Origin of the sequence: Pseudomonas sp. VS40 (assembly GCF_018587885.1) — a bacterium.
In the GTDB taxonomy this organism is placed as follows: Bacteria; Pseudomonadota; Gammaproteobacteria; order Pseudomonadales; family Pseudomonadaceae; genus Aquipseudomonas; species Aquipseudomonas pergaminensis.
The window spans coordinates 562,321-588,860 of the sequence record NZ_JAGYWD010000005.1; the positions used below are offsets into that span (position 1 = coordinate 562,321).

General features: G+C 62.9%; 22 protein-coding genes. 8 read left to right on the forward strand and 14 right to left on the reverse strand.

What is annotated here, in order from left to right; genetic code table 11:
• Positions 1–13: 13 nt before the first annotated feature.
• A complete protein-coding gene (locus tag KHP07_RS18185; protein WP_099492736.1) occupies positions 14–1,270 on the reverse strand; it encodes a chloride channel protein in 1,257 nt (418 codons plus the stop codon).
• A 192-nt stretch (positions 1,271–1,462) separates the two neighbouring features.
• Here KHP07_RS18185 and KHP07_RS18190 point away from each other — a divergent pair, with 192 nt between their 5' ends.
• Both KHP07_RS18190 and nudC read left to right on the forward strand, forming a co-directional pair.
• On the forward strand, positions 1,463–2,275 hold the full coding sequence (locus tag KHP07_RS18190; protein ID WP_099492737.1) for a crotonase/enoyl-CoA hydratase family protein: 813 nt from the start codon (positions 1,463–1,465) through the stop codon (positions 2,273–2,275).
• A 5-nt stretch (positions 2,276–2,280) separates the two neighbouring features.
• On the forward strand, positions 2,281–3,114 hold the full coding sequence (gene nudC / locus KHP07_RS18195; protein WP_078048201.1) for an NAD(+) diphosphatase: 834 nt from the start codon (positions 2,281–2,283) through the stop codon (positions 3,112–3,114).
• Here nudC and KHP07_RS18200 read toward each other — a convergent pair.
• The 3 genes from KHP07_RS18200 to KHP07_RS18210 all read right to left on the reverse strand — a co-directional run bounded on the left by KHP07_RS18200 (position 3,082) and on the right by KHP07_RS18210 (position 5,825).
• Complete coding sequence (locus KHP07_RS18200) at positions 3,082–3,861, reverse strand: TSUP family transporter (protein ID WP_099492739.1); 780 nt, start codon at positions 3,859–3,861, stop codon at positions 3,082–3,084. The genes nudC and KHP07_RS18200 overlap by 33 nt on opposite strands.
• A 183-nt stretch (positions 3,862–4,044) precedes the next feature.
• A complete protein-coding gene (gene pcsA, locus KHP07_RS18205; protein WP_078048203.1) occupies positions 4,045–4,761 on the reverse strand; it encodes a phosphatidylcholine synthase in 717 nt (238 codons plus the stop codon).
• Between the two features lie 149 nt (positions 4,762–4,910).
• Positions 4,911–5,825 (reverse strand): class I SAM-dependent methyltransferase, encoded by a 915-nt coding sequence (locus tag KHP07_RS18210; protein ID WP_214497676.1) that lies wholly within the window; start codon positions 5,823–5,825, stop codon positions 4,911–4,913.
• A gap of 191 nt (positions 5,826–6,016) precedes the next feature.
• Here KHP07_RS18210 and mdeB point away from each other — a divergent pair, with 191 nt between their 5' ends.
• The gene (gene mdeB / locus KHP07_RS18215; protein WP_214497677.1) at positions 6,017–8,683 is read left to right on the forward strand and encodes an alpha-ketoglutarate dehydrogenase; all 2,667 of its coding nucleotides are present in this window, start codon (positions 6,017–6,019) and stop codon (positions 8,681–8,683) included.
• A gap of 123 nt (positions 8,684–8,806) precedes the next feature.
• On the opposite strand, the gene KHP07_RS18220 is transcribed toward mdeB, so the two are convergent.
• Positions 8,807–9,295, reverse strand: a complete 489-nt coding sequence (locus tag KHP07_RS18220; RefSeq protein WP_214497678.1) for a DUF1289 domain-containing protein — start codon at positions 9,293–9,295, stop codon at positions 8,807–8,809.
• Positions 9,296–9,445: 150 nt separating this feature from the next.
• A complete protein-coding gene (locus tag KHP07_RS18225; protein ID WP_005788524.1) occupies positions 9,446–10,696 on the reverse strand; it encodes a ribonucleotide-diphosphate reductase subunit beta in 1,251 nt (416 codons plus the stop codon).
• A gap of 320 nt (positions 10,697–11,016) precedes the next feature.
• Here KHP07_RS18225 and fae point away from each other — a divergent pair, with 320 nt between their 5' ends.
• The 4 genes from fae (at position 11,017) to KHP07_RS18245 (ending at position 15,596) form a co-directional block, all read left to right on the forward strand.
• On the forward strand, positions 11,017–11,529 hold the full coding sequence (gene fae, locus KHP07_RS18230) for a formaldehyde-activating enzyme (RefSeq protein ID WP_214497679.1): 513 nt from the start codon (positions 11,017–11,019) through the stop codon (positions 11,527–11,529).
• A 10-nt stretch (positions 11,530–11,539) separates the two neighbouring features.
• Positions 11,540–12,574, forward strand: a complete 1,035-nt coding sequence (locus KHP07_RS18235; protein WP_078048208.1) for an aldo/keto reductase — start codon at positions 11,540–11,542, stop codon at positions 12,572–12,574.
• A complete protein-coding gene (locus KHP07_RS18240; protein ID WP_214497680.1) occupies positions 12,571–14,004 on the forward strand; it encodes an NAD-dependent succinate-semialdehyde dehydrogenase in 1,434 nt (477 codons plus the stop codon). Before KHP07_RS18235 ends, KHP07_RS18240 begins: the two co-directional genes overlap by 4 nt.
• Positions 14,005–14,219: 215 nt before the next feature.
• Positions 14,220–15,596, forward strand: coding sequence for an MFS transporter (locus KHP07_RS18245; RefSeq protein ID WP_214497681.1), 1,377 nt, complete (start codon positions 14,220–14,222; stop codon positions 15,594–15,596).
• Here KHP07_RS18245 and KHP07_RS18250 read toward each other — a convergent pair.
• From KHP07_RS18250 to KHP07_RS18275, 6 genes are all read right to left on the reverse strand, one after another.
• Positions 15,543–16,418 carry a LysR substrate-binding domain-containing protein gene (locus tag KHP07_RS18250; protein WP_214497682.1) on the reverse strand — a complete coding sequence of 292 codons (876 nt, stop codon included), beginning with the start codon at positions 16,416–16,418 and terminating at the stop codon, positions 15,543–15,545. The genes KHP07_RS18245 and KHP07_RS18250 overlap by 54 nt on opposite strands.
• A 133-nt stretch (positions 16,419–16,551) precedes the next feature.
• On the reverse strand, positions 16,552–17,721 hold the full coding sequence (locus KHP07_RS18255; RefSeq protein ID WP_214497683.1) for a hypothetical protein: 1,170 nt from the start codon (positions 17,719–17,721) through the stop codon (positions 16,552–16,554).
• Between the two features lie 85 nt (positions 17,722–17,806).
• Entirely contained in the window at positions 17,807–19,447 is a 1,641-nt protein-coding gene (locus tag KHP07_RS18260; protein WP_214497684.1) for a dipeptide ABC transporter ATP-binding protein, read from the reverse strand.
• Between the two features lie 2 nt (positions 19,448–19,449).
• Positions 19,450–20,286 carry an ABC transporter permease gene (locus KHP07_RS18265; protein ID WP_078048214.1) on the reverse strand — a complete coding sequence of 279 codons (837 nt, stop codon included), beginning with the start codon at positions 20,284–20,286 and terminating at the stop codon, positions 19,450–19,452.
• Positions 20,283–21,236 (reverse strand): ABC transporter permease, encoded by a 954-nt coding sequence (locus tag KHP07_RS18270; RefSeq protein ID WP_214497685.1) that lies wholly within the window; start codon positions 21,234–21,236, stop codon positions 20,283–20,285. Before KHP07_RS18270 ends, KHP07_RS18265 begins: the two co-directional genes overlap by 4 nt.
• Before the next feature lie 43 nt (positions 21,237–21,279).
• Positions 21,280–22,923, reverse strand: coding sequence for an ABC transporter substrate-binding protein (locus KHP07_RS18275; RefSeq protein ID WP_214497686.1), 1,644 nt, complete (start codon positions 22,921–22,923; stop codon positions 21,280–21,282).
• 235 nt (positions 22,924–23,158) lie between these two features.
• Here KHP07_RS18275 and KHP07_RS18280 point away from each other — a divergent pair, with 235 nt between their 5' ends.
• Positions 23,159–24,088 (forward strand): LysR substrate-binding domain-containing protein, encoded by a 930-nt coding sequence (locus tag KHP07_RS18280; protein WP_214497687.1) that lies wholly within the window; start codon positions 23,159–23,161, stop codon positions 24,086–24,088.
• 387 nt (positions 24,089–24,475) lie between these two features.
• Here KHP07_RS18280 and KHP07_RS18285 read toward each other — a convergent pair whose 3' ends face one another.
• Together KHP07_RS18285 and KHP07_RS18290 are read right to left on the reverse strand one after the other, a co-directional pair.
• Positions 24,476–25,780 carry an ATP-binding protein gene (locus KHP07_RS18285; RefSeq protein ID WP_099493821.1) on the reverse strand — a complete coding sequence of 435 codons (1,305 nt, stop codon included), beginning with the start codon at positions 25,778–25,780 and terminating at the stop codon, positions 24,476–24,478.
• Positions 25,777–26,517: a response regulator gene (locus KHP07_RS18290; protein WP_078048218.1), complete on the reverse strand. Its 741-nt coding sequence runs from the start codon at positions 26,515–26,517 to the stop codon at positions 25,777–25,779. Before KHP07_RS18290 ends, KHP07_RS18285 begins: the two co-directional genes overlap by 4 nt.
• Positions 26,518–26,540 lie beyond the last annotated feature (23 nt).

Consider the following 26,540-nt stretch of genomic DNA (forward strand, 5'->3'; position numbering starts at 1 on the left):
CGTGTGCGGGGTTTTATCCAGCGTTTTCCCAGCGCTGGCACAGCTTGCTCACACAGACGGCACCGACCACTGCGAGGATGATCGGCACCAGGAAGTCATGGTCAATGCGGGTGAACTCCGCCACCAGCACAATCGCGGTCAGCGGCATGCTCATGCTGGCGGCAAGGAAGGCCGCCGCGCCGATGATCGCAAAGGCGCCCAGCGGCACGCCGGGCCAGGCCAGGCTCCAGGCGCCGCCGAGGATGATTGCCAGCAGCGCGCCATTGGCCAGGCCGGGGGTGAGTAGCCCGCCTTCGGCGCCGGCGCGCAGGCTGCTGGTGGTGATCAGCACCTTGACCACCAACAGCAGCGCCGCCAGGCCGATGCTCAGTTCGTTGTCGAACCCCAGTTGCGCCGGGCCTTTGCCATTGCCGAGGATCTGCGGCAACAGCATCGCCAGGCCGCCGATCACGCTGAAGTTGATCAACGCCAGCACCGGCAGGCGCCACCCGCGTGCGGCATTGGCCCGCGCGGCGCCGGTCAGGCGGGTAAAACCATAGGCGGCCAACCCAAATACTGGGCCGCACACCACCGCCCAGGTGATCAACGCCGGGCTCAGCACAAAATGCGGCACAACGTATTGCGATTCCGCCCCCAGGCCGATCCACGCCACCGACGCGCCAATCGCCGAGGTGGCCAGTGCAATCAGCGCCGCTGGCCAACTGAACGCGCCCACCAGCACTTCCAGCACAAACACTGCGCCGCCCAACGGCACGTTGTACACCGCCGCGAGGCCTGCGCCGGCACCGCAGGCGACGATCAAGCGGTGCTGTTCCGGGGTCAATCGGGCGCGCCGGGACAGCCAACTGCCCGCCAATGCGCCGACCTCCCGTGGCGCCACTTCGCGGCCCAGGGGCGAGCCAAGGGCCACGGTGATGATCTGCAGCAAGGCGTGGGCGAGGGTGGTCTTGGGCGGCATGATCGGCATCTTTTCCGACACGGCTTGCTTGATGCTTACCAGCGGGCGGCCATAACGGTACACCGCCCACCAGCCCAGGCCGGCCACCAGGCCGCACGCTACCAGCACCGCCAAGCGTCGTTCGGGCGCGGCGGCGGTCACGCCCCACAGGAAGGTTTCATGGCTGACCAGGCTGTCGAGGCTATAGCCGTAGGCCAAGTGCTGAATGCCGTGCAGCAGCAGCGCCAGCAGCATTGCGCCGAGGCCGGCGCCAATGCCGGTGAACACGACCACCAGGGCCAGCATCAAGGATGAACGGAACGTGGACGGCATAAGCGGCTCCAGGCTGTGGCCCAGAGTGTATAACCGATCATCCGTGGCTTCTGGATGAAATGTATCGGCCTACCCTGAACCCCGCGCCTACAACATTTCATTACGTTTGCCCGTCCCGTTTTTGGCTGATGTGCCGTCGCGCACCCTTGTTATAGTCTGGCCTTTATCACTCGCCAGTCAGGGATCACTGCCATGTCCGAATACCAAGCTTTCGTCGTCGAACTCACCGGCAACGTTGCCCATGTGCAGATCAATCGCCCGGAAAAGATCAACGCAATGAACGCGGCGTTCTGGACCGAGATCATCGACATCTTCCAATGGATCGAAGACACCGACGCCGTACGCGCCGTGGTGCTCAGCGGTGCGGGCAAACATTTTTCCTCCGGCATCGACCTGATGATGCTGGCCTCGGTCGCCAATGAGTTCGGCAAGGATGTGGGCCGCAATGCGCGTCTGTTGCGCCGTAAAATCCTCGAGCTGCAAGCCTCGTTCAATGCCGTCGACAACTGCCGCAAACCGGTGCTGGCGGCAATCCAGGGCTATTGCATCGGCGGCGCCATCGACCTGATCAGCGCCTGTGACATGCGCTACGCCGCCGAGGGCGCGCAATTCTCGATCAAGGAAATCGACATCGGCATGGCGGCCGACGTCGGCACCCTGCAGCGCCTGCCGCGCATCATCGGCGACGGCATGCTGCGCGAGCTGGCCTATACCGGCCGCCAGTTCGGCGCCGAGGAAGCGCGCAGCATCGGCCTGGTCAATCGCGTCTATCCCGATCAGGACAGCCTGTTGGCCGGCGTCATGGAAATCGCCCATGAAATCGCCGCCAAGTCGCCGATTGCGGTCACCGGCACCAAGGCCATGATCAGCTACATGCGTGACCATACGATCAATGACGGCTTGGAATACGTTGCCACCTGGAACTCGGCTATGTTGCAATCCAACGACCTGCGCGTGGCCATCGCGGCCCACATGAGTAAGCAGAAACCCGAATTCGTGGATTGACTGACATGACCCCAGGCTGGATTACCACAACGCTGCTGGACAACGACACCCCCGGTGGCTGGGCCGTTGCCCGCAGCCGCGACGGCTTTTTGCATGACACCAACGGCCCCTTGTTCCCTCGGGAATGGCTCAAGCGCCAGGACCTGTCGGTGTTTGCCGAACACGGCATCGGCCACCTCGACGGCGAGCCGGTGTACCTGCTGGAACTCGATAGCGCCGGGGACGTGCCGGGCTGCAGTTGGCAGGGCTTGCGGGGCTTCATGCTGCAAGGCGACCACACCCTGTACAAAGTGCTGGGTTATGCCGCGCAGATCGGCACCTGGGCGCGGGAGCACAGGTTCTGTGGCAGTTGCGGCCAGGCCATGGTCCAGGTGCCGCGCGAACGCGCGATGCATTGCCAGGCCTGCGACTTGCGCAGCTACCCGCGGATTTCACCGAGCATGATCGTGCTGGTGACCCGCGGCGACGAGATCCTGCTGGCGCGTTCGCCACGCTTTGTGACGGGGGTGTACAGCACGCTGGCGGGGTTTGCCGAGCCGGGAGAGTCGGCCGAGGACTGCCTGATCCGCGAGGTTCGCGAGGAAGTGCAGGTGGAGGTCAAGAATATCCAGTACATGGGCAGCCAGTGCTGGCCATTCCCCCATTCGATGATGCTCGGCTTCCATGCCGAGTACGCCGGTGGCGACATCGTGCCCCAGGCCGATGAGATCGAGGACGCGCAGTGGTTCAACATCCACGACTTGCCGCCGCTGCCGGCGTCACGCTCGATTGCGCGTTACCTGATCGACCTCTACCTGGCCCGTCGCCTAGGCCACGCTGAACCAGTGCTGCCAGGCTAGGCGCACCGTCAGGCCGAGGACCACGGTGATAAACACCGGGCGAATGAATTTGGCGCCGCCGCTGATCGCGCTGCGTGCGCCAAAGAACGCGCCACACATCACCGACACGCCCATGGCCAGGCCGACGATCCAGTCCACCGAACCGTTGAAGATAAACACCGACAGCGCCGCCGCGTTGCTGACGAAGTTCATGCTGCGTGCCACGCCGCTGGCCTTCACCAGGTCGATGGGGTGCAACAGCATCGTGCTGACCGTCCAGAACGCCCCGGTGCCCGGGCCCGCCACGCCATCGTAGAAGCCCAGGCCGAAGCCCTGGGTGGACTGCCACTTCTTCTTGATCGGCGCGTCGGCGTCCAGCGGCGCCTTGGGCGTGCCGCCGAACAAGAGGTAAAGGCCGCAGCCGAACACGATCACCGGCAGCATCTTGTTCAGGGTTTCAGCCGGCAGGTAGTGGGCGACCACCGCCCCCGTGAGGGCGCCAATCAGCGTGCCGACGATGGCGTGCACCCACTGGCGTGGGTGGAACAGCTTGCGGCGATAGAAGGTAAAGCTGGCGGTCGCCGAGCCGAACGTGGAACTGAGCTTGTTGGTGCCCAGCACCAGGTGCGGTGGCATGCCGGCGGTGAGCAGGGCAGGTGTGGTGAGCAGGCCACCGCCGCCGGCAATGGCGTCGATAAAACCGGCGATAAAGGCAACAACCGCCAGGATGGCGAGGGTGGTGAGGTCTACGCTGAGTTCGAAGGGCATGGGTTGGGCTTATTATTGGCAGGGCGCTAAGCGAAAGGCCGCCATCTTACTCGCGGGGAGTCTGCAAATCCAAATGTGGGAGGGGGCTTGCCCCCGATGGCAGTGCCCCAGCTGACTCATCTTTAGCTGACCCACCGCTATCGGGGGCAAGCCCCCTCCCACATTTGAAGAGTGTTCACCGAGTCATTTGTGTGTTCCCAGCCACTCCAGCGCCGTGCGCCAGATACAAATCCCCAGGAAGTACGCCGACATCAACGACCACAACCCAAAGGTCCACGGGTTGGTGTTCGGGTAATCCACCACCATCAAGAAGCTGCACAGCAACCAGATAGTGGTCACGGCGATATTGATCGGCATGAAGCGCTTCACCCGGAACGGGTGCAGGAACTTCATCGGCGTCACGGTCAGCAGCGCCAGGCCAATCACGGTGAGCAGGGTTACCCAGGCTTCCGGCTGGATGATGTAGACGCACAGCGCAACCACGTTCCACGCGGCGGGGAAGCCGACAAAGTAGTTGTCCTTGCTCTTCATGTTCACATTGCAGAAACAGAACAGCGACGACACCAGGATCACCGACACGGTGAACAGGTGGGTGAAGTCCGGCAGGTCGATGTAGCGATAGATGAACAGTGCGGGAATGAACACGTAGGTGAGGTAATCGATCACCAGGTCCAGCACCGAGCCGTCAAAGCTTGGCAATACCGTGCTGACATTCACCCGTCGCGCCAGTGAGCCGTCGACACCGTCCACCACCAGCGCCAGGCCCAGCCACAGCAGGCAGGCCTTGGGTGAGTTTTCCAGCAGCGCCAGGGTGGCCAGGAAGGCCAATACCACACCGGTGGCGGTAAAGCCGTGGGCGCCCCAGGCTTTGAGTCTGGCTACATGCAGGGTCGATATCACGGGCGGTTCTCCAAAAGGTGAAACAGGGCAGCCGACAACGTGACGCCGTCGAGTCTGGCCGGGGAATGCAGGTATCGACCGGGAAGCGGGTAAGAAGGTTCACCACCCCGGTGTATCACTTAGCGTAGCAAGCGTAGGACGTTTCGGCATCAGCCCTGGCGGAACACCAGTGCCTTCAAGCCACTTTGTGGGTCGATATCCGGGAATTCCGGCGGATTTTGCAGGCGCTCCACGAAGCGCAGGCCGGGTGCCTCGCGGGTCACGCCGTCGATCAGGAAGTCTTCGCCGAAGGCTGGGTCGTTCATGCACGCCAGCACGGTGCCCTGTGGCGTGAGCAAGTCCGGGAGGCGGCGCAGCACACGCTGGTAGTCCTTGGTCAGCAGGAAGCTGCCTTTCTGGAACGAGGGCGGGTCGATGATCACCAGGTCATAGGGGCCGCTGTTGGTCACCTTGGCCCAGGACTTGAACAGGTCGTGGCCCAGGAAGCTGACCCTGCCCAGGTCATGACCGTTGAGCCGATGGTTGTCGCGGCCACGGCTCAGGGCACCACGGGCCATGTCCAGGTTCACCACATGCTCGGCGCCGCCTTCGATAGCGGCCACGGAAAAACCGCAGGTGTAGGCAAACAAATTGAGCACGCGCTGGCCCTTGGCCTGCTCGCGCACCCAGTTGCGGCCGTAGCGCATGTCGAGGAACAGCCCGCTATTCTGTTTTTTGCCCAAATCGATCAGGTAGCGCAGGCCGCCTTCGGTGATCGTCAGTTCGTCGACAGGACTGCCCGCCAACCACTCGGTGGTGCTTTGTGGCAGGTAGCGGTGCTGCAGTGCGACGGTATAACCGCCGAAGTGTGTTTGCAGCAGCTGTTTCAAGGCCTCCAGCGCTGCAGCGTCCGGCTCCTTGAACAACGACACCAGCAACACGCCTTGCAACCAGTCCACCGTGAGTTGCTCCAGGCCCGGCCAGCAACGGCCACGGCCGTGGAACAGGCGCCGGGTTTCCGTCGGCGGGGTCGCCAGGGCGGTGAACAAGTGGGCGTGCAGGGTGGCGAGTGCGTCTGGGGTCATCGTTAAACGTCAGTCATTGAGCGGGCGGCATTTTAAACACAATTGCGAGAGGAACGGGTGCTTGAGCACAACGTGCTGGGAAAAGGCCGAATGGCAGTGATTCATGCTCAAAATTCAGCTTCTAGCGCCGGATAACAGGCAAAAAATCCTCAGGCACCGACATAAACTGGAAAAAAAGCCCGGAGGTGCCCATGAACGGTTTCACACGTGCAGTGACTGATCAGCAAGAACTGGATGAATGGCGCGACGCCCTGGCATCGCTGGTCGCCAATGCCGGCCCGGCGCGGGCGCGACAGATCCTCGACCTGCTGGCCGAAGACGCCAGCGCTGCGCCCATCGACTGGAAACCGCGCCACGGCACGCCGTACATCAATAGCATCAGCGTGGAGCAGCAACCGGCGTTCCCCGGCGACCTCGCCACCGAAGAGCGCCTGGCCTCGCTGGTACGCTGGAATGCGCTGGCCATGGTGGTGCGCGCCAACCAGGCCTACGGTGAACTCGGTGGGCATATCGCCAGTTATGCCAGCGCGGCGGATTTGTTCGAAGTGGGCTTCAACCACTTTTTTCGTGCCCGACACGATGGGTTTGGCGGCGACCTGGTGTTCTACCAGCCGCATTCCGCCCCCGGCATTTATGCCCGTGCGTTCCTTGAGGGGCGCTTGAGCGAAAACGACCTAGCCCACTACCGCCAGGAGATCGGTGGGCCGGCCGTCGGCGCACGTGGCCTGTCGAGCTACCCGCACCCATGGCTGATGCCGGACTTCTGGCAGTTCCCCACCGGGTCCATGGGCATTGGTCCGATCAGTTCGATTTTCCAGGCGCGCTTCATGCGCTACCTGCAGCATCGCGGCTTGCAGGACACCACCGACCGCCACGTCTGGGGCGTATTCGGCGACGGCGAGATGGACGAACCGGAAAGCATGTCAGCCCTGACCCTGGCCGCCCGCGAAGGCCTGGACAACCTCACTTGGGTGGTCAACTGCAACCTGCAACGCCTTGACGGCCCGGTGCGTGGCAACGGGCGCATCATCGATGAACTGGAAGCCTTGTTTGCCGGCGCGGGCTGGAACGTGATCAAGCTGGTCTGGGGCTCGGACTGGGACGCCTTGCTGGCCAAGGACACGGACGGCGTGCTGGCCGAGACGTTGTCCAACACCGTCGACGGCCAATTCCAGACCTTCGCCGCCAAGGACGGCGCCTACAACCGCCAGCACTTCTTCGGCCAGAGTGAATCGCTGGCCCGGCTGGTTGAGGGCATGAGCGATGAGCAGATCGACCGCCTCAAGCGTGGCGGCCACGACATGGTCAAGATCCACGCGGCCTATCACGCGGCGCGTCGGGTCAAGGGCAAGCCCACGGTGATCCTGGCCCAGACCAAAAAGGGTTTCGGCATGGGCGAAGCCGGGCAGGGCAAGATGACCACCCACCAGCAGAAGAAACTCGACCGCGACGCGTTGATCGCCTTCCGCAATCGCTTCCAGTTGCCGCTGAGCGATGAACAGACCGGATCCCTGAGCTTCTTCAAACCCGCGCCAGACAGCCTGGAATTACGCTACCTGCACCAGCGGCGCCAGGCGTTGGGCGGCTATGTGCCCAGCCGCAGCCCGGTCGCCGCGCCTGTGAGTGTGCCGGCGGTGTCGGGCTACGCCGGTTTTGCCATCGCCGCCGACGGCAAGGAAATGTCCACCACCATGGCCTTTGTGCGCATGCTCACCAACCTGCTCAAGGACAAAGCCCTGGGCCCGCGCATCGTGCCCATCGTCGCCGATGAAGCGCGCACCTTTGGCATGGCCAACCTGTTCAAGCAGATCGGCATTTATTCCAGTGTCGGCCAGCGCTACGAGCCGGAAGACATCGGCTCGATCCTCAGCTACCGCGAAGCCACCGACGGGCAGATCCTGGAGGAGGGTATCAGCGAAGCCAGCGCCATCAGCTCCTGGGTTGCGGCGGCCACCAGTTACTCGGTGCATGGCCTGCGCATGTTGCCGTTCTACATCTATTACTCGATGTTTGGCTTCCAGCGCGTAGGCGACCTGATCTGGGCCGCCGCCGACCAGCGCGCCCGTGGCTTCCTGCTCGGCGCCACCGCCGGGCGCACCACCCTGGGCGGCGAAGGCTTGCAGCATCAGGACGGCAGCAGCCATCTCACCGCCGCCACCGTGCCCAATTGCCGCGCCTACGACCCGGCGTTCGCCGGGGAATTCGCGGTGATCCTCGACCACGGCATGCGCCAGATGTTGGAGCATGATGTGGACGAGTTTTACTACGTGACCCTGATGAACGAAAACTACCCGCAGCCCAGCCTGCCGGACGGGGTTGAAGCAGCGATCATCAAAGGCATGTACCGCCTGCAAGGCACCGCCGACGCCCAGGTGCGCCTGCTGGGTTCCGGCGCGCTGGTGCGTGAGGCCCAGGCAGCTGCGCAGTTGCTGGCGGAGGACTGGCAGGTGGCGAGCGAGGTGTTCAGTGTCACCAGTTTCAGCGAACTGGCACGGGACGCACGGGAGGTGGAGCGGTGGAATCGCTTGCATCCGCAGGCGGTCGCACGGGTTAGTCATGTGAATGAGTGCCTGCCCAGCGGCGCGCCGGTGGTGGCGGTTTCCGACTATGTGCGGGCAGTGCCGCAGATGATCGGCTCGTACCTGGATTCGCGCTACACGGTACTGGGCACCGATGGTTTTGGCCGCAGTGATACGCGGGCGGCGTTGCGGGATTTCTTCGAGGTGGATCGCCATCACCTGGTGCTGGCAGCGCTGACGGCGCTGGTGGAGCAGGGCAGCCTGCCGCCGCAGGTGTGCCAACAGGCGATCGAACGCTATGGCCTGCAAGCAGAACGCGAAGCCTCCTGGACGCGCTGACTGGCGCACATCCAAGTGTGGGAGCGGGCTTGCTCGCGAATGCAGTGGCTCAGGCAACAGATGTATTGACGGGCTCACTGATTTCGCGAGCAAGCCCGCTCCCACATGGAGCTTGTGGTGTTTTTAGACAGTGGCGATCAGGGCGGGCCCGAACGCTTCCTTCAGGAAGCCGGGGGCGATGTACCGTTCGTAATGCGCTTCGGACAAGAGGAAGAACTCCCGGTCAATCGCATCACGCAAATCCGCCAGGCTGCGCTCACGAAACTCCGGCAGCAATGCCAGCCCATACGCATCCAGCTTGGAGATCACCCGCGCGCCCCGTGCGATTAACTGGTAGGCCCAGCAATGCGGGGACTGGTGCGGCATAAAGCGGATCTTGCGATTTTCCAGTTGCTGGCGCAGCAGGTGCGCGTCAAACACCTCCAGCTTGCTGGCCATCACCTGCACCAGCAAGTGCTCCAGGCGCAGCCACACTGCCTGTTTTTCCTCGGCGTTGTAGCCGTTCCACTGGATCACTTCGTGGTGGTAACGCTTGCAACCCCGGCAGACCAGGTCCCCGTAAACGGTGGAGCACAGGCCGACGCAGGGGGTTTTGATGGTTTGATTGGGCATAAGTGGCAATTTGCAAAGTCTGTAAAACACCGCAGACCCAATGTGGGAGCGGGCTTGCTCGCGAATGCAGAGTGTCAGTTGATAAATCTGGTAACTGATACACCGCTTTCACGAGCAAGCCCGCTCCCACAGTCAGGTCTGTGTCGTTGATTAATCCCAGCTCAGCGCGCCGCCAGTCTGGTATTCGATTACACGGGTTTCGAAGAAGTTTTTCTCTTTCTTCAAGTCCATGATCTCGCTCATCCACGGGAACGGGTTAGTCGTCCCCGGATACTCTTCCTTCAAGCCAATCTGCGACAGACGACGGTTCGCGATGAACTTGAGGTAATCCTCCATCATCGCCGCGTTCATCCCCAGCACGCCGCGCGGCATGGTGTCGCGCGCGTATTCGATCTCCAGTTGAGTCCCTTGCAGGATCATCTGGGTCGCTTCTTCCTTCATCTCGGCATCCCACAGGTGTGGGTTTTCGATTTTGATCTGGTTGATCACGTCGATACCGAAGTTCAAGTGCATCGACTCGTCACGCAGGATGTACTGGAACTGCTCGGCGACGCCGGTCATTTTGTTGCGACGGCCCATGGACAGGATCTGGGTGAAGCCGCAATAGAAGAAGATGCCTTCCAGGACGCAGTAGTAGGCGACCAGGTTGCGCAGCAGCTCTTTGTCGGTCTCGACGGTGCCGGTTTCGAACTTCGGATCGGAGATCGAACGGGTGTACTTCAGGCCCCAGGCGGCCTTTTTGGCGACCGATGGAATCTCGTGGTACATGTTGAAGATCTCGCCTTCATCCATGGCCAACGATTCGATGCAGTACTGGTAGGCGTGGGTGTGGATCGCTTCTTCGAAGGCCTGGCGCAGGATGTACTGGCGGCACTCCGGGTTGGTGATCAGGCGGTACACGGCCAGCACGAGGTTGTTGGCCACCAGGGAGTCGGCGGTGGAGAAGAAGCCGAGGTTGCGCATGACGATGCGACGTTCGTCGTCGGTCAGGCCTTCAGGGTTTTTCCACAGCGCGATGTCGGCGGTCATGTTGACCTCCTGCGGCATCCAGTGGTTGGCGCAGCCGTCGAGGTACTTCTGCCAGGCCCAGTCGTACTTGAAGGGCACGAGTTGGTTGAGGTCGGCGCGGCAGTTGATCATGCGCTTTTCGTCAACGGCGACGCGGGCGGCGGAGCCTTCCAGCTCGGCGAGGCCTTCGGCGACGTCGAGTTTGTCGAGGGCGGCCTTGGCGCGGATGATCGCGGCGGAGTCGTTGGCGGTCACGTTACGGGCTTCCAGCGCAGCGGCGGCGCCGGCACCGTCGAGACGGTCCATGTTGGCTTCACTGGCGTGGCCGGCGTTGGCGCCCTTGATCACCGCTGCACCGGTGTCTTCGTTGTCGACTTCATCCCAACTCAGCATTGAAATACTCCTTCCTGGTCTGTTCTGACGGCGTGTGAACCCGTCCAAAAATATGCAATTTGCAGGCTACTAGGCATTGAAATACTGCGCGTAGTGTGGTCGGTAAATATCGATTCTGCACACTATGTAGTGGTCTGTTCTGTTTGTGGGCACACTATATGGTGTGTAACTACGATGGTCAACGCACAAGACCGCCGCCGATGTCGCAGGGGTATGAGCAAAACTCACAGCCCATGACTTTTAATGGTTACGCCCGCCCTCAGCGCCAGTGCTAAAAATTTGCCAACCAGCTCCCCATAACAACAAAGAGCGTTTGCGCAATGAAAACACTGGATCTCTACATCGGCGAAGGTTTCGAAGGCCCGGGCGTCAACGCGGCCCATATCAACATCCTGATCGGTCCACGCAACGGCCCGGCCGGCCAAGCCTTCGCCAGCAGCCTCGCTTCCCCCAGCCAGGGGCACTGCCCGTTCATGGTGATTGCCCAGCCGAACATCCCGGTCAAGCCCATGACCCTGTACGTCAACAAGGCCGCAATCAGCAGCGACCTGCACGGCAACGCCACCTGGGGCGCGTCCCAGGCCGGCATCGCCAAGGCGGTGCTTGAAGCCTTGCTCGACGGCACCTTGCCCGCCGAGGCCGAAGACGAGTGGGCCATTGTCACCGCCAACTGGGTCAACCCCGCCTGCGATGACCTCGACGCCGTCTACCTGAACAACTACAACGCCTGCCGCACCGCGATCCGTGCCGCCCTGACCGGCACGCCGTTCACCGCGCAACTGGCGGATGTGGTCAACCACATCAGCAACCCTTTCTACACGCCCAAGGCCTGAGGAGATTCCCATGCAATACGTTCGTTTGGGCAATTCCGGCCTGCAAGTCTCGCGCCTGTGCCTGGGCACCATGAACATGGGCACCCCGGATTGGAAACCGTGGATCTTCGACGAAAAGCAAAGTGAGCCCATCGTCGCCCACGCGCTGGACAACGGTGTCAACTTCATCGACCTGGCCGACTTCTATTCCGCCGGCGTCGGCGAGGAAGTGGTAGGGCGCATCCTCAAGCGCGTGGCGCGGCGTGACGACATCGTGGTCACCACCAAGGTCGGCTACGGCACCCGCAGCGGTATCAACGCCAGCGGGCATTCGCGCAAGCACATCATGGACAGCATCGACGCGTCCCTGAGCCGCCTGGGCATGGATTACGTCGACGTGTTCATGTTGCATTACTTCGACGTGAACACCCCCGTGGAAGAAACCATGAGCGCATTGAACGACATCGTGCGTTCCGGCAAGGCGCGCTACATCGGCGTGTCGACCATGCTCACCGGCCAGTTGGCGAAAATCCTCATGGCCTGCGAGCGCAATGGATGGGTCAAGCCGATCAATATGCAGCTGCAACTGAATTGCGCCTACCGTGAAGAAGAGCGCGAGATGATCCCGTTCTGCCGCGACCAGGGCCTGGGCGTCTCGGTGTTCAGCCCGCTGGCCCGTGGCTTGCTCACCGGCGAGGTGCAATCGACCCGCAACCAGACCGACTTCTTCACCCAGCAGATGTACAGCGACCAGGCCTCGTTCGACATCGCCCACTCGGTGCAACGCGTGGCCCGCGCCCGTGGCGTCTCCAACGCACAGATCGCCCAGGCCTGGGTCGCCAACCACCCAGGCGTCGATGTGATGCTGGTCGGCGCCGACACCACCGAACAATTCGACAGCGCCCTGGCAGCTCTCGACACCCAACTGGATGCCGAGGAGCTGCACGAACTGGAACGCAACTACACCCCGTGCGATGTGATCAACGACTACACCGCCGGCAAGCGCATCCTGCGTGCGGCCCGCCCGGGCCTGGACCGTTTCAACCTGATCGAGGCCGTGGCATGAACCCGCTGATCCGCAATGGCAACTACATCGATGGCCAATGGTCGAGCGGTGGGCCGACCTACCCGGTGCTTAACCCGGCCAATGGCGCGCTGATTACTGAGGTACAGCGCGCCACCGCCGAAGAAACCAACCTGGCCATCGACGCCGCCAACCGCGCGTTGCCGGCCTGGCGCAAGCTCACCGCCAAGGAACGCAGCCAGCGCCTCAAGCGCTGGAGCGAGCTGATGCTCAGCAACCAGCAGGACCTGGCGCACCTGCTCAGCCTGGAACAGGGCAAGCCGCTGGCCGAGGCCATGGGCGAAGTGGTCTACGCCGCGAGCTTCCTGGAGTGGTTCGGCGAAGAAGCCAAGCGCGCCTATGGTGACGTGATCCCGAGCCACAAGGCGGATGCACGCATCATCGTGGTCAAGGAAGCCATCGGTGTGGTCGCGGCGATCACACCGTGGAACTTCCCCCTGGCCATGGTCACCCGCAAGGTCGGCCCGGCGTTGGCGGCGGGGTGCACGATGATCCTCAAGCCATCGGAAGAGACGCCCTTGTCGGCGTTTGCCCTGGCGGTGCTGGCCGAACAGGCGGGAATTCCGGCCGGCGTCTTCAACATCGTCTCCGGCGACGCCGTGGCGATTGGCGGTGCGCTGCAAGCCTCCAGCGTGGTGCGCAAGCTGTCGTTCACCGGTTCCACCCGCACCGGCAAGCTGCTGATGCGCCAGGCGGCCGACACGCTGAAAAAGGTCTCCCTGGAGCTGGGCGGCAACGCGCCGTTTATCGTGTTTGACGACGCCGACCTCGACGCCGCCGTCAAAGGCGCCATGGCCTCCAAATTCCGCAACACCGGGCAGACTTGTGTGTGCGTCAACCGCTTCTTTATCCAGGACGACGTGTACGAGGCCTTCACCCGCAAACTGGCAGAGGCAGTGGGCGCCATGCGGGTCGGCAGCGCCCTGGACGGCGACACCGAGCAAGGCCCTCTGATCAACGCCGCCGCCCTGGCCAAGGTCGAAGCCCATGTCGGTGATGCCCTGGAGAAGGGCGCGAAGCTGCTGTGCGGCGGCCGTCGCCATGCGTTGGGCGGCACCTTCTTCGAACCGACCATCCTCACCGAGGCCCACGGCGACATGCTCATCGCCCAGGAAGAAACCTTTGGCCCGGTGGCCGCGTGCTTCCGGTTCAAGGATGAAGCCGACGTGCTGCAACGCGCCAATGACACGCCGTTCGGTTTGTCCGCCTACTTCTACAGCCGCGACATCGGCCGCGTGTGGCGCATGGCCGAAGGCCTGGAAGCCGGCATGGTCGGTATCAACGAAGGGATCATCTCCACCGAAGTCGCGCCGTTTGGCGGCATCAAGGAATCCGGCCTGGGCCGCGAAGGCTCCAAGTACGGGTTGGATGACTACCTGGAGATCAAGTACCTGCTGATGGGCGGCCTCTAATCCGCTGTGATTTTGCTGTGGTGAGCGGGCTTGCCCCGCGCTGGGGCGCGAAGCGGCCCTCATTCAGACAACTCAGTCATCCAGCCAGGCTTCATTGGCAGGTTTTGGGGCTGCTGCGCGGCCCAGCGCGGGGCAAGCCCGCTCACCACAACATCCCGCTCGCTACAAAAGTTCGCTTTTCGTTACTCCGTCAAGAACAACAATAGGAGAACACCATGACTGCTCAATCGATCAAAATCGACGACCTGCCGATCGGCCGTTTTCACCTGAAAATCGCCGGCCTGACCTTCGGCGCGCATTTCACCGACGGCTATATCCTCGGCCTGATCGGTATCGCCTTCACCCTGCTGAGCCCACAGATGCAACTCGATGCCTTCTGGCAAGGCCTGATCGGCGCCTCGGCCCTGATCGGCCTGTTCCTGGGCAGTCTGTTTTTTGGCTGGATCTCTGACACCCTCGGCCGGCAAAAAATCTTCCTGGTCAGCTTTGTGCTGATCACCGTGGCCTCGGTCATGCAGTTCTACGCCGAAACGGCCATGGGCCTGCTGCTGTGCCGCATCCTCATCGGCATTGGCCTGGGTGGCGACTTCAGCGTCGGCCACGCCATGCTGGCCGAGTTTTCACCGAAGAAACACCGCGGCGTGCTGCTCGGTTCGTTCAGCGTGATCTGGACCTTCGGCTATGTGGCCGCGACCTTTGTCGGCACCGCCATGCTCAGCCTGGGCGACGATGCCTGGCGCTGGATGCTGGCGTCGTCGGCAATACCCGCCGGCTTGATCCTGATCGCGCGCATCGGCACCCCGGAATCGCCGCGCTGGCTGGTCAACCGTGGGCGCATCGCCGAGGCCCGCGCCATCGTCAAGAAACACCTTGGCGAGCACGTGGTGCTGGATGAAGAACCGTCGATCCAGGCCCGTTCTGGCTACGGCGTGCTGTTCAGCCGTGAATACCGCAAGCGTACCGCGTTCAATTGTTTGTTCTTCGTGTGCATCGTCATGCCGTATTTCGCGATCTATACCTTCCTGCCGTCGATCCTGCAGAAGATGGGGCTGTCCCAGGGCTTTGGCACCGAGTTGCTGCTTAACCTGCTGCTGATTGTCGGTGCGCTGATTGGTATCTGGTGCACGGTGAAGTTCTCGCGCCGGGGCTTCTTGATCAACGCGTTCATCATCCTTGCGGCGGCATTGTTTCTGTTGGCGGTGTTGCCGGGGAGCCTGGCGTGGTTGATGGTGCTGACCTTCGGCATCTTTACCTTGGTGCTGTCGGCGGTGAGCAATCTGGTGGGGGTATTCCCGGCAGAAAGCTTCCCCACCGAAGTGCGCGCCAGTGGCATCGGCCTGGCCACGGCGGTCAGTCGCCTGGGCTCGGCGATCAGCACCTTCCTGTTGCCGGTGAGTGTGGCCGGGATCGGCTTGAGCCCGACCATGGGCATTCTCGCGGCGATCCTGGTATTTGGCGCGATCATTTCCTGGGCCTGGGCGCCGGAAACCAAGGCGTTGACCTTGAGCCAGGCGTGCAAGGCCGAGGCGCCCCCGGTGTCAGGGGTTGCTGACCTGGCCCAGCCACTGCGTAAACAACCGCACCTTGGATAAACCCTGTTTGTCCGTCGCCACATCCAGCCAATAGCCATAGGGGCCGATCACCTCCACGGGGGTGATCGGCAACAGGCTGCCGTTGGCCAATTCCCGTTCGATCATCTGCCGGTCGATCACCGCCAAGCCACCGCCTGCCAGGGCGGTATGGATCACTTGGTCAAGGGTGCTGAATTCCAGGCCCTGGTCGGCATCGATATCCTCCCGGCCCATGGCCGCCAACCAGTTCTCCCAGACCTTCAAGCGTTTGCCGTCGTGCAGGATGTGCAGCAACGGGGAGCGCCGCAGGTCCGGCGGCTGGCCGTCGGTGAACAACTCCGGGCTGGCCACGGCGATGTGGCGTTCCATCACCAGCAGTTCGCTGCGGCACTGGGCCGCCGGTGCCAGGCCGAAGCGGATCTGGCAGTCGATTTCCGCGAGGCTGTCGTGGGTCGCCTGGTGGGTGACGCTGAGGTTGATGTCCGGGTAACGCTCGCAGAAACGCCGCAAGTGCGCGGATAACCAGCGCGTGGCCCAGGTCGGCGGCGCGACGACGCGCAGGCGCTGGCGCAGGTTGGGCACGCGCACGGCTTGCAGGGCGCGCTCGATGTGGTCGAAGGCGTCGCTCAAGTGCGGGGAGAGGGCGAAGCCGGCTTCGGTGAGGGACAGCCCTTGAGGGGTGCGGATGAAGAGCGCAACGCCGAGGTAGTCTTCCAGTTGCTTGATCTGCCGGCTGACCGCACCCTGGGTCACGTTGAGGCCCACGGCGGCCTGGCTGAAGCTGCGGTGGCGGGCGACCTCTTCGAAGACGCGCAGCATGGTGAGGGCAGGGAGGTGGCGCATGGTTTGGGTTCCACACTGTATTTTTAGGGTGTTGGTGCTGGCTTCTTCGCGGGCAAGCCCGCTCCCACAGGGGAATGCATCCAAACTGTGGGAGCGGGCTTGCCCGCGAAAGCGCCAGAACTAAAGACGCCTGTTAGAAGTAATACCCAATGTTCATGTACAGCTGATTTTCCCACTGGTTGCTACCCCCAGCCCCCAGGCTCTGGGTATAGCTGCTGCCACCAATGTACGGGTCGTTCTTGCCGATCAACCACTCGGTGGCGATCCACAATTTGCTGAACGAGAACGACGTGCCGAGGATCACCCGCTGCGACGTCTTGAACTCATCGGCAGATTTATCAAAGGCGCTGTAGTTGGCATACAGCTTCACACCGCTGACCTGATCCCACAGGTATTTGCCGCCCACGTCGTAGCTCAAGTCGGCCACATAGAGGTTGCCGCGACTGGCGACGTTGAAGGTGCCGTCATAGCCGCCCAGGGTCACCACTTCGTCAGTGCCGGCATTGCGCGGCGACATCTGTTGGCGTGCCGCCTGCAATTGCAGGCCCCACGGACCGTTTTTGCCCAGGTAGTGGATGGCCACGGCGTTGCGGCGGCCGTCGTTGCCGGTGTCTTTGTTTTCCAGGGTCGAGGTCAGGCCCGACAGGCCCACTTCGGACTTCCAGTCGCCCAGGTCCAGGGCCTTGGCCACGCGCAGCACCACCGTGTTGCGTTCCTGGTTGTCGCTGCCGTCGGCCACGTAGCTGTCGGCGCCGGAGACCACGCTGGAATAGGTCACGCCCTTGCTGGTGCCCTTGCCTTGCCAGGCCGGGCGCAGGTAATAGCCGGCCTGGATATTCCAGTCGCCGGTCTGCTGCACGTACTTGGCGCCGACCTGCTGCACGTCTTCCAGGCCGATCACGTTGCCCAGGGTTTCGTAGAAGGTGCTGCCGAAGTAGGGCTGCAAGCCGAATGGCACCGTGTTCAAACCCACCTGCACTTGTTGCTCGGGGCTGAACTTGTAGCCGACCCAGGCGAACTTGGCGAACTGGATATCGCCGTAGTTCTTGGTGTACTGGTAAGGGTACGAACGCCCGTAGAAACGGTACTGCGCCTCGCCGATCCAGCTGTCGGAGTTGTACTTGGCGCTGAGGAATACGGTGTCCAGGCCGAACTTCTGGATATCGCGGTCCGGGTCGTAGTCCCAGCGCGCACGGATGGCGCCGCCGAGGTCGAGGTTGTCGGTGACCTGCACGGCCATGGCCGGGCTCGCCAGGGCGCCGAGCACGGGGATGAGGGTGAAGTAGCGCATCGTTGGTCGCATGGTTTTACTCTCGTTTTTAGTTTTTTTGGGGCAACAGCAGCCCGTTGCCGCAGCGAACGCTGCGACGCGGGGAAAAGGGTTGGGCTCAGTGCGCGGCGGGGCGGATCAGCCGCAAGGGCGGCCCGGCAGCGGGCAGGTCGGACGCACCCGGCGCCGCCGCCAGCAGTGCCTGGGTGTAGGCATTGTGCGGACGCAGCAGTACCTGCTCGGCGGTGCCGTACTCCACCACTTCGCCTTGGCGCATGACCGCGATGTGGTCGCTGATCTGCGCGGCCACCCGCAGGTCATGGGTGATGAACAGGATGCTCAGGTTCAGTTGCTGCTGCAGCTCGGCGAGCAATTCCAGTACCTGTTTTTGCACCGACACATCCAGCGCCGAGACGCTCTCATCGGCAATCAGCACTTGCGGGCGCATCGCCAGGGCGCGGGCAATACCGATGCGTTGGCGCTGGCCACCGGAAAACTGCCGGGGCTTGCGCTGCAGAGCGTCGCGCTTGAGCCCGACTTGTTCGAGCAAGTCGCCGGCCTCGGCCCAGGCGTCCTTGGCCGACAACCCACGCAATTGCGCCGCGCGGGCAATGATGTCGCCGACGCGGTGGCGTGGATTCAACGAGCCATACGGGTCTTGGAAAATCATCTGGATCCGCCGCCGATTGGCCGCCAGTGCGGCGCCGCTGAGGGCCAGGAAGTCGGTATCGCCAACCCACACATGGCCGCTGTCGCTGTCCACCAGGCGGATTGCCGCCTTGACCAGCGTGCTCTTGCCCGAGCCGGACTCACCGACAATTGCCAGGGTCTTGCCCCGTGGCAGGTTCAGCGACACATTGCGCAGCGCCGCCACCGAGCGGCCGCCGACGGTGTAGGTCTTGGTCAGGTGCTCGATGCGCAAGGCCATTTCGCCGTCGACGCTCGGCACATGCAGTTCGGGGTGCAGCGCCGGCACTGCCGCAATGAGTTTGCGGGTGTAGGCATGGCCCGGCGCGTTCAGCACCTGGTCACGCTCGCCGATTTCCACCAGGCGGCCGCCTTCCATCACCGCAATACGGTCGGCAATCTGCGCCACCACGCCAAAGTCATGGGTGATAAACAGAATGCCGTGCTGGCCGCGTCCACGCAGGTCACGCACCAGTTTCAGCACCTGGGCCTGGGTGGTGACGTCGAGGGCCGTGGTGGGCTCGTCGGCGATCAGCAAGTCCGGGTTCATCGCCAGCGCCATGGCGATCACCACCCGCTGGCATTGGCCGCCGGATAACTGATGGGGAAAGCTGTTGGCAATGCGTGGCGGGTTCGGCAGCTGGGTGGATTCCAGCAGCGCGAGCATGCGTTCACGGCGCTCGGCGGCGGGCATCTGCGGGGCATGGATGTCGAAGATTTCTTCGACCTGCTTGCCAATGCGAATCGCCGGGTTCAGCGCGGCCATGGGTTCCTGGAAGATCATCGCGATGCGGTTGCCACGCAGGGCGCGCAGGCGGGCGTCGTCCAGGGTGCAGATATTCTCGCCGAGAAAGTCGATCACGCCCCCGGCATGCCGCAGGCCTTTGGCGTAATCGCCCATGATCGCCGCCGACAGCACGGATTTTCCCGAGCCGGACTCGCCGATCACACACAGGATTTCACCCTTGCGCACCTCCAGGCTGATGCCCTGCACGGCGTGGCTGCGGTCGGCGCCGATTGGCAGTTCGACCGAGAGGTTATCGACCCGCAACACGGTTTGATGGCGGCTCATGTTCAACTCCTTGCGCCTTGCTGCGCGTGTTCATCCAGCCCGTCGGCGAGCAGGCTCAGGCCGAGCATCAGGGTGGAGATGGCGATGCACGGGAAGATCACCAAATGCGGAAAGGAAATGGCCATGGCGCGGCCGTCGTTGATCATGCCGCCCCAGTCCGGGGTGGGCGGCGGCAGGCCGAGGCCGAGGAAACCCAGGGCGCCGATCATGATCGCGGTGTAGCCGATACGCAGGCAGAAATCGACGATCAGCGGGCCGCCACAGTTGGGCAGGATCTCCACCAGCATGATGCGCAGCGAGCCTTCACCCTGGGTGATGGCGCTGAGCACGTAGTCGCGCGAGCGTAGGTCGATGGTCAATGCACGCATGATGCGGAAGATCGCCGGGGCGCTGGTGAAGGTCACCGCAATCAGGATATTCAGCGCCGACGCTCCGAGGGCGATGATGATCACGATGTACAGCACCAGCACCGGGAACGACAGCACGGTGTCGGCCACGTAGGACAGCACTGCGTCGACCCAGCCATTGAAGTAACCGGCGCACAGGCCCATGGCGATGCCGACGGCAAAGGCGGTGAGGGTGGCGAGGATCGACCAGAACAGCACCGTGCGCGTGCCCCAGATCAGGCGCGAGAGGATGTCGCGGCCGATCATGTCGGTGCCGAGCAAGAAGCGGGCGCCGTCTTCCCCGGCGGTCATCGGCGAGAGCAGCGGGGTGAAGCTTTCCAGTGGGTCATGGGGCGCCAGCCATGGCGCGCAGAGGGCGACCAGCACCCAACCGCCGACCAGCAGCAAGCCGAGCAGGGCCAGGGGATGCTTAAAAGCGTTGAGCAGGTTCATTGGCGGCCTCCGCCGAGACTGCGCAGGGTGATGCGCGGGTTGAGCCAGGTGTAGGCCAGGTCCGAGAAGATCTTGCTGATACCGACCACCACGCCGCTGATCATCGCGCAGGCTTCGATCAGGTAGACATCGTGGTTCAGCGACGCGGTGTAGAGCAGCGAGCCGAAGCCCTTGTAGGCGAAAAACACCTCCACCACGATCACGTTCGACAACAACCACGGGATGTACAGCATGATCACCGTGACCGGCGCGATCAGCACGTTGCGCAGCGCATGGCGCAACACGATGCGCGGGGTGGACGCGCCCTTGAGTCGCGCGGTACGGATGTACGGCGCCTGCATCACCTCGACCATCGAGGCGCGAGTGATACGCGCCAGATAGCCGATGCCGAACAGGCACAGCACCATCAGCGGCAGCACCAGTTCCACCGCGCTGAAACCGTCGCTCATGCTGCTGACACCGGGCAGCCAGTTGAGCCAGAACACAAAGATCGCCGAGACGAACACCGCGCTGGCGAAATCCGGGATCGAGGTGGTGACAATCGACAGGAACGACACCAGCCGGTCGACCGGCGAGCCCTGGCGAATCCCTGCGAGGACGCCCAGGGTCAGCGCTACCGGAACCATCACCAGCAGGGCCAGGCCGGCCAGGGTCAAGGTTTGCCACAGGTTGGGCAGCAACAGCTTAAGCACCGGTTCACGGAAGTACACCGAGGTGCCCCAGTCGCCGCTCACGAAGGCCTTGAGCCACACCAGGTAGCGCCACGCGAAAGGTTGGTTGTAGCCGTGTTCCAGCAGCCACGCCGCGCGCTGGTCGGCGGCGGAGTAGGGGCCGAGGACGTTGATTGCTACGTCCTCGATATTCAGCTCCAGCGCCAGGAACACAATCAGCGACACCGACAGCAGGGTCGCCAGCAGCATCAGCAGTTTGCGCAATAGAAAATGAGCCATCAGGTGCATGCTCCGACAGGGAAGGGGTTACAGCGCTTATGAATCAGGCGCTCAGCCAGACATTGCCCATGGGATAGAAATCGGAAGGGTGCACCTGGAAGCCCTGCACCTTTTTGCTCACGGCAGTGAACTTGTCGCCCCAGAACGGCTGCACGATCACGCACGCGTCCTGCAGGATCTGCTCGACGCTTTGCATGGCCTGCGCACGTTGTTTCGGGTCGATGATGCCCATGGCCTTGTCCAGGGCCGCGTCGAAGGCCGGGTCGCTGTAGTGGCTTTCGTTCCAGGCACCGCCGCCGCGATAGGCCAGTTCGAGGGACATCACCCCGAGCGGGCGATGGGCCCAGTAGGTGAGGCTGAACGCGGCCTTGTCCCAGATTGGCCAGTACTGCGCGGCGGGAACGACCTTGAGGTTGATGCGGATGCCGGCTTCCAGGCAGTTCTGTTGCAGGATCTGCGCGCAGTCCTGCTCATAACGGCCCTGGGTGTTGCCGACGATCAGGTCAATGTCCAGGCCATTGGCAAAGCCGGCCTCGACCAGCAGTTTTTTCGCCGCCGCCACATCGCGCTCGCGCTTGGGCAGGGGGAAGTATTCGGGGTGGGACGGCGCCACGTGATGGTCTTCACCCAGGGTGCCCATGCCGCGATAGGCGACCTTGAGCATCTGGGCGTTGTCGGTGCACAGCGCCACGGCTTTGCGCACCCGCACATCGGTAAACGGCTTTTGGTCGCAGGCCATCCGCATCACCACGGTCTGCGCCGATTTACAGCTGAGCAGTTGCGCGCCGGGCAGGCGCTTGGCCAGGTCGAGTTCGGCCACGGTCACGCGGTACAGCACGTCGACCTGCCCGGCTTGCAGGGCGGCGAGGTGAGTGGACACGTCGGTGCCCATGTCGATGTAGCGCAGTTCGTCGAGGTTGGCGGGCTTGCCCCAGTAATCGGCGCGCTTGGCGAAGGTGGCCTGCTTGTTCACCGCAAACGACACCAGCGTGAACGGCCCGGTGGCCAGCGGGTTCTTGGCCCAGTCATCGCCGGCCTTGAAGCTGCGGTGCACGAGGGCGCAGGTGAAGGCGTTGAGCATCTCCGGGATCGCCAGGATCGGCCGCTTGAGGTGCAGGCGGAACTGGTAGTCGCTGACTTTCTCGAAGGCCTTGATGTCCTGGAACGCGGTGCGGTTGACCGACTTGGAATCGGCGGCGATCCAGCGTTGGATATTGTGCTGCACGTCGTCGACGTTGAAGCTGTCGCCGTTGGTCCACTTCACGTCCTGGCGCAGGTTGAAGGTCCAGGTGGCGAGGTCCTCGGAAGGGCTCCAGCTTTCGGCGAGGTAAGGGTGGGTGATGTTATCGGCATCGACCCAGGTCAAGTACTCCAGGGAGTTGCGCAGCAGGTTCGAGGCTTCAATCCAGGTGATCAGCATCGGGTCCTGGATTTCCTGGATGGCGCAGGCAAACCGCAGGCTGCCACCTTGTCGGGCCGGCGTGCCATCGGCGGCCTGGGCGTCGTTGCCCAGCAGGGCCGAGCCGATGAAGCTGGAGGCACTGGCCACGGTGATGCCGAGCAGGGCGGCGGTGCGCAGGAATTGGCGACGGTTGATCTCGCCGCGTTGCACCTGGGTGCACAAGGCGTCGACGGCGGGGTGCGGCGCGTTACCGTCCAGGGTCGCAAGAACGTTGGAGTCGGACATGGGGCTGCTCTCATGTTGTTTTTATTAGAGATGGCCGCAGTTTTGTCATCCGCGCAAAGATCGACAAACGATAAATTCAGGGGTTAAACGTTCGTTAAACGCATGTTAGTCCGCGCCATGGGTGCAAGGCGTCGAGATAGACGCGCCGGTTGATACAAAAAATCATGTTGGCTAGGAAATTCCCTCTGGCTCATGGGATGCTTGGCACCTCGTCAGCCGTCTTCGAGTGCCCTTCATGAAACGCAAAATGCCCGGTCTCAATGCCCTCAAGGCCTTCGAAGTGGCCGGCAGTACCGGCAGTTTTACCCGGGCTGCCGAGCTGTTGAACGTGACCCAGAGTGCGGTCAGCCGCCAAGTGCGGCAGCTGGAAGAACAGCTGGGCGAGCACCTGCTGGAGCGGCGCCACCACCACCTGGAACTGACCAGCGCCGGTCGCGTATTGCTGCGCGCACTGCACCAATCGTTCGACAAGATCGAGCTGACGGTGCGCAGTATCCAGCAGAAAACCCACTCCAACCGCCTGCACATCAACGCACCGCCGACCTTCACCAGCCGCTGGTTGATGCCGCGCCTGGGGCGTCTGCGCGAGGCTCATCCCGAGCTGGAGTTGAGTATCACCACGTGCCTGCAGGACAGCTTGGCGCAGACCAGCACCCTCGATTGCGCGATTCGTTTTGGCAATGGTGAGTGGGATGGGTTGGACAGTTCGCTGTTGATTCAGGAGCGGCACATTGCGGTGTGTGCGCCGTCGCTGTATGCCCGTGAGTGCATTGATGGGGTGGACCTCAATCGCATGACGTTGCTGCATGTGTTGGCCAGTGAGGACCAGCGTTACCTCACTTGGAAGCACTGGCTGGACGCGGCGCGTATTCATGGCGTGGACACTCAGGGGGGGTATGAATTCGATTTGTTGGACCTGGCGATACGCGCGGCTACCGATGGGTTGGGGATTACGATTGCCGACTGGCATATGGTGGCGGCGGAGTTGGCGGCTGGGCAGTTGACTCAGGTGCTGAATGTGCATGTGGAGGGGCATCAGTCGTATTGGTTGGTGACCCGGCCGGAGCAGACGGATATGCCGCAGTTGCAGGTGTTTGGGCAGTGGTTGCAGGAGGAGATTTGGTTGGCGCAGCGGCAGTTGGAGCCTTCTACGGCGGTTAGCTGATGGGGGTTGGGGGGTTGGGGTGTTGGTAGTGATTGAGTACATATCCGTTATTTGGGTAACGGCTGCTTATGGTTCCGCCCTTACGGCGGCTCACTTTGGAAAAGCCCCAAAGTAAGCAAAGGGCTCTTGCCCCAACACTCGGCACCTCGCTTAGGCTCGGTGTGCCCGTAATCCGCCAGTGATTTGGGGGGCCGCCGCCACGCGCCATCCATGGCGCGGGGCGGCTAAACCGGCATCCCTGCCGGTTTACCCCCCAAATCCCTGTCGAATTCCGGCCAGCGTGTTTGACGGGGCGCCTAAGATCAAAAGCCAGATCAAGATCAAGAGCGGCTCGCTTCGCATCGTGGGTACGCGGCTCCTACATGCGGAGTTTTAACCGGTGCAACGTCACAACTTGATCTTGATCTGTGCGCACAATCCGCCTTCTGCGCGGTTGCTCAAGGTTAGGGAGCCTCCGATGGCCACGGCCAGTTGTTGCGCGATTGCCAGGCCCAGGCCGGTGCCGCCGGTGCCGCGGTTACGTGAGCTTTCCACGCGGTAGAACGGTTGCATGACCTGCACCAGTTCGTCCTCGGCAATGCCGGGGCCGTTGTCCAGGACCTTGATTGACAGTTCGCCCTCGGCCGTCGAGCCGACTTCCAATTGTGCGGCACCGGCGAATTTGAGGGCGTTGTCCACCAGGTTGACCAGCACCCGCCGCAGGGCGTGGGGGCGGGTGTCGATTACCACGGCGCTTTTGCCGCTGAGGCTGACCTGTTTGTGCATGTCCTGGTAGTCGAATACCAGGCTGTCGAGGAAGGCGTCGAGGTTGAGGCGGTGGCTGGCTTCGGTGGCGCCGTGGACGCTGCGCGCGTAGGCCACGCCTTCGCGCACCAGGTGTTCCATCTCGCCCAGGTCGCTCCAGAGTTTGTCGCGTTCGGCGCAGTCGTCCATGAGTTCGGCGCGCAGTTTCATGCGGGTGATCGGGGTTTGCAGGTCATGGGAAATCGCCGCCAGGATCTGCATGCGTTCCTTGAGGTATTCGGCGATGCGCTGTTGCATGGCGTTGAACGCGACGGCGGCGTGGGCCACTTCGGTGGGGCCTTTTTCGTCCAGCGGCGTGGGGTGTGCATTGGGGTCGAGGGTTTCTACGGCGCGCGCCAGGCGGGTCAGTGGGCGGATGGCCAGGCGCACGGCGAACCAGGTGCAGCCCAGCAGCAGCGCCAGTTGCAGCACCAGCACCACCGGCAGCCAGTACGCGACGGGCAGGGCGGCGGGACGTACGTCGAGGGTGATGGGGCTGCCATCGGCCAGGGTCAGGTGTGCCTGGAAGTGCTTCTGCATGCCGGGGATATCGCGAAAGGTCAGCGCGTAGTGCTCGCCCAGCGCATCCGCGATCGAGGTGGCGGCCATGGGCATGTCGTCGCTGCGCATCGGCTCGCCGGTTTCGCCGGCATTGAGCAGGTAGCGGTAGTTCTGCCGGTCGAGGCGCGGCAGCCAGCTGGCGCGTTCGTTGGCGGGCAGTCGGTCGAGGATCGCCACCGAGGTGGCTACGTCGTTTTCCAGGTTGCCGAGCATGGCGGTACGCGCGCTGATGTAGCGCTCGTAGAACTGCGCACTGAACGACAGCCCATGGGCGCACACCAGGCTGATCAGGAAGATCAGCGTCAACTGCGATGCAAGGGTGCGCGGCCAACCTAATCTGAAGCTCATTGCTCGGCCCCGAGGATTTCCACCGGCAGGGAGAACACATAGCCCTCGCTGCGCACGGTCTTGATATACGCGGGTTCGCGGGCGTCATCCAGCAGGCGTTGGCGCAGACGGCTCACCAACAGGTCGATGGAGCGGTCGAACAAATCGGCATCGCGGCCTTGGGTCAGGTTGAGCAATTGGTCGCGGTTGAGCACGCGCTGGGGGTGGTCGAGGAACACCCGCAGCAAGCGGTATTCGGCGCCGCTCAGGGCCACAAGGGTGTCGTCTGCATCGAGCAGGTGGCGGGCGGTGGTGTCCAGGCGCCAGCGGCCGAAGCGGATCAGCCGGCCGGTCTCGCTCACCACCAGGTTCGGCGGCAGCATCCGCGTGCGGCGCAGCACCGCGTTGATACGCGCCAGCAGTTCGCGGGCGGCGAAGGGTTTGACCAGGTAATCGTCGGCGCCCATTTCCAGGCCGATGATGCGGTCGGTTTCATCATTGCGTGCGGTGAGCATCAATACCGGCGTGGCTTTGTGCTTGCCCACCCGCAGCTCGCGACACAGCTGCAGACCGTCATCGCCGGGCATCATGATATCCAGCACGATCAGGTCCACCGGGGTGGTGTCGAGGAAGCTGCGCATCTGGCGGCCGTCGGCAACCACCGTGGTGCGCATGCCATTCTTCTTCAGGTAGTTGCCTACCAGCTCGCGGATCTCCCGGTCGTCATCGACGATCAGGATGTGATCGACATGATCCATGCTGCCTTCCTCGTTAAATACGG

Excerpts from the sequence above, each read along its gene's own strand:
- KHP07_RS18185 (WP_099492736.1), bottom strand. The coding sequence starts at position 1,270 with ATGCCGTCCACGTTCCGTTCATCCTTGATGCTGGCCCTGGTGGTCGTG.
- KHP07_RS18190 (WP_099492737.1), top strand. The coding sequence starts at position 1,463 with ATGTCCGAATACCAAGCTTTCGTCGTCGAACTCACCGGCAACGTTGCC.
- nudC (WP_078048201.1), top strand. The coding sequence starts at position 2,281 with ATGACCCCAGGCTGGATTACCACAACGCTGCTGGACAACGACACCCCC.
- KHP07_RS18200 (WP_099492739.1), bottom strand. The coding sequence starts at position 3,861 with ATGCCCTTCGAACTCAGCGTAGACCTCACCACCCTCGCCATCCTGGCG.
- KHP07_RS18210 (WP_214497676.1), bottom strand. The coding sequence starts at position 5,825 with ATGACCCCAGACGCACTCGCCACCCTGCACGCCCACTTGTTCACCGCC.
- mdeB (WP_214497677.1), top strand. The coding sequence starts at position 6,017 with ATGAACGGTTTCACACGTGCAGTGACTGATCAGCAAGAACTGGATGAA.
- KHP07_RS18220 (WP_214497678.1), bottom strand. The coding sequence starts at position 9,295 with ATGCCCAATCAAACCATCAAAACCCCCTGCGTCGGCCTGTGCTCCACC.
- KHP07_RS18225 (WP_005788524.1), bottom strand. The coding sequence starts at position 10,696 with ATGCTGAGTTGGGATGAAGTCGACAACGAAGACACCGGTGCAGCGGTG.
- fae (WP_214497679.1), top strand. The coding sequence starts at position 11,017 with ATGAAAACACTGGATCTCTACATCGGCGAAGGTTTCGAAGGCCCGGGC.
- KHP07_RS18235 (WP_078048208.1), top strand. The coding sequence starts at position 11,540 with ATGCAATACGTTCGTTTGGGCAATTCCGGCCTGCAAGTCTCGCGCCTG.
- KHP07_RS18240 (WP_214497680.1), top strand. The coding sequence starts at position 12,571 with ATGAACCCGCTGATCCGCAATGGCAACTACATCGATGGCCAATGGTCG.
- KHP07_RS18245 (WP_214497681.1), top strand. The coding sequence starts at position 14,220 with ATGACTGCTCAATCGATCAAAATCGACGACCTGCCGATCGGCCGTTTT.
- KHP07_RS18250 (WP_214497682.1), bottom strand. The coding sequence starts at position 16,418 with ATGCGCCACCTCCCTGCCCTCACCATGCTGCGCGTCTTCGAAGAGGTC.
- KHP07_RS18255 (WP_214497683.1), bottom strand. The coding sequence starts at position 17,721 with ATGCGACCAACGATGCGCTACTTCACCCTCATCCCCGTGCTCGGCGCC.
- KHP07_RS18260 (WP_214497684.1), bottom strand. The coding sequence starts at position 19,447 with ATGAGCCGCCATCAAACCGTGTTGCGGGTCGATAACCTCTCGGTCGAA.
- KHP07_RS18265 (WP_078048214.1), bottom strand. The coding sequence starts at position 20,286 with ATGAACCTGCTCAACGCTTTTAAGCATCCCCTGGCCCTGCTCGGCTTG.
- KHP07_RS18270 (WP_214497685.1), bottom strand. The coding sequence starts at position 21,236 with ATGGCTCATTTTCTATTGCGCAAACTGCTGATGCTGCTGGCGACCCTG.
- KHP07_RS18275 (WP_214497686.1), bottom strand. The coding sequence starts at position 22,923 with ATGTCCGACTCCAACGTTCTTGCGACCCTGGACGGTAACGCGCCGCAC.
- KHP07_RS18280 (WP_214497687.1), top strand. The coding sequence starts at position 23,159 with ATGAAACGCAAAATGCCCGGTCTCAATGCCCTCAAGGCCTTCGAAGTG.
- KHP07_RS18285 (WP_099493821.1), bottom strand. The coding sequence starts at position 25,780 with ATGAGCTTCAGATTAGGTTGGCCGCGCACCCTTGCATCGCAGTTGACG.
- KHP07_RS18290 (WP_078048218.1), bottom strand. The coding sequence starts at position 26,517 with ATGGATCATGTCGATCACATCCTGATCGTCGATGACGACCGGGAGATC.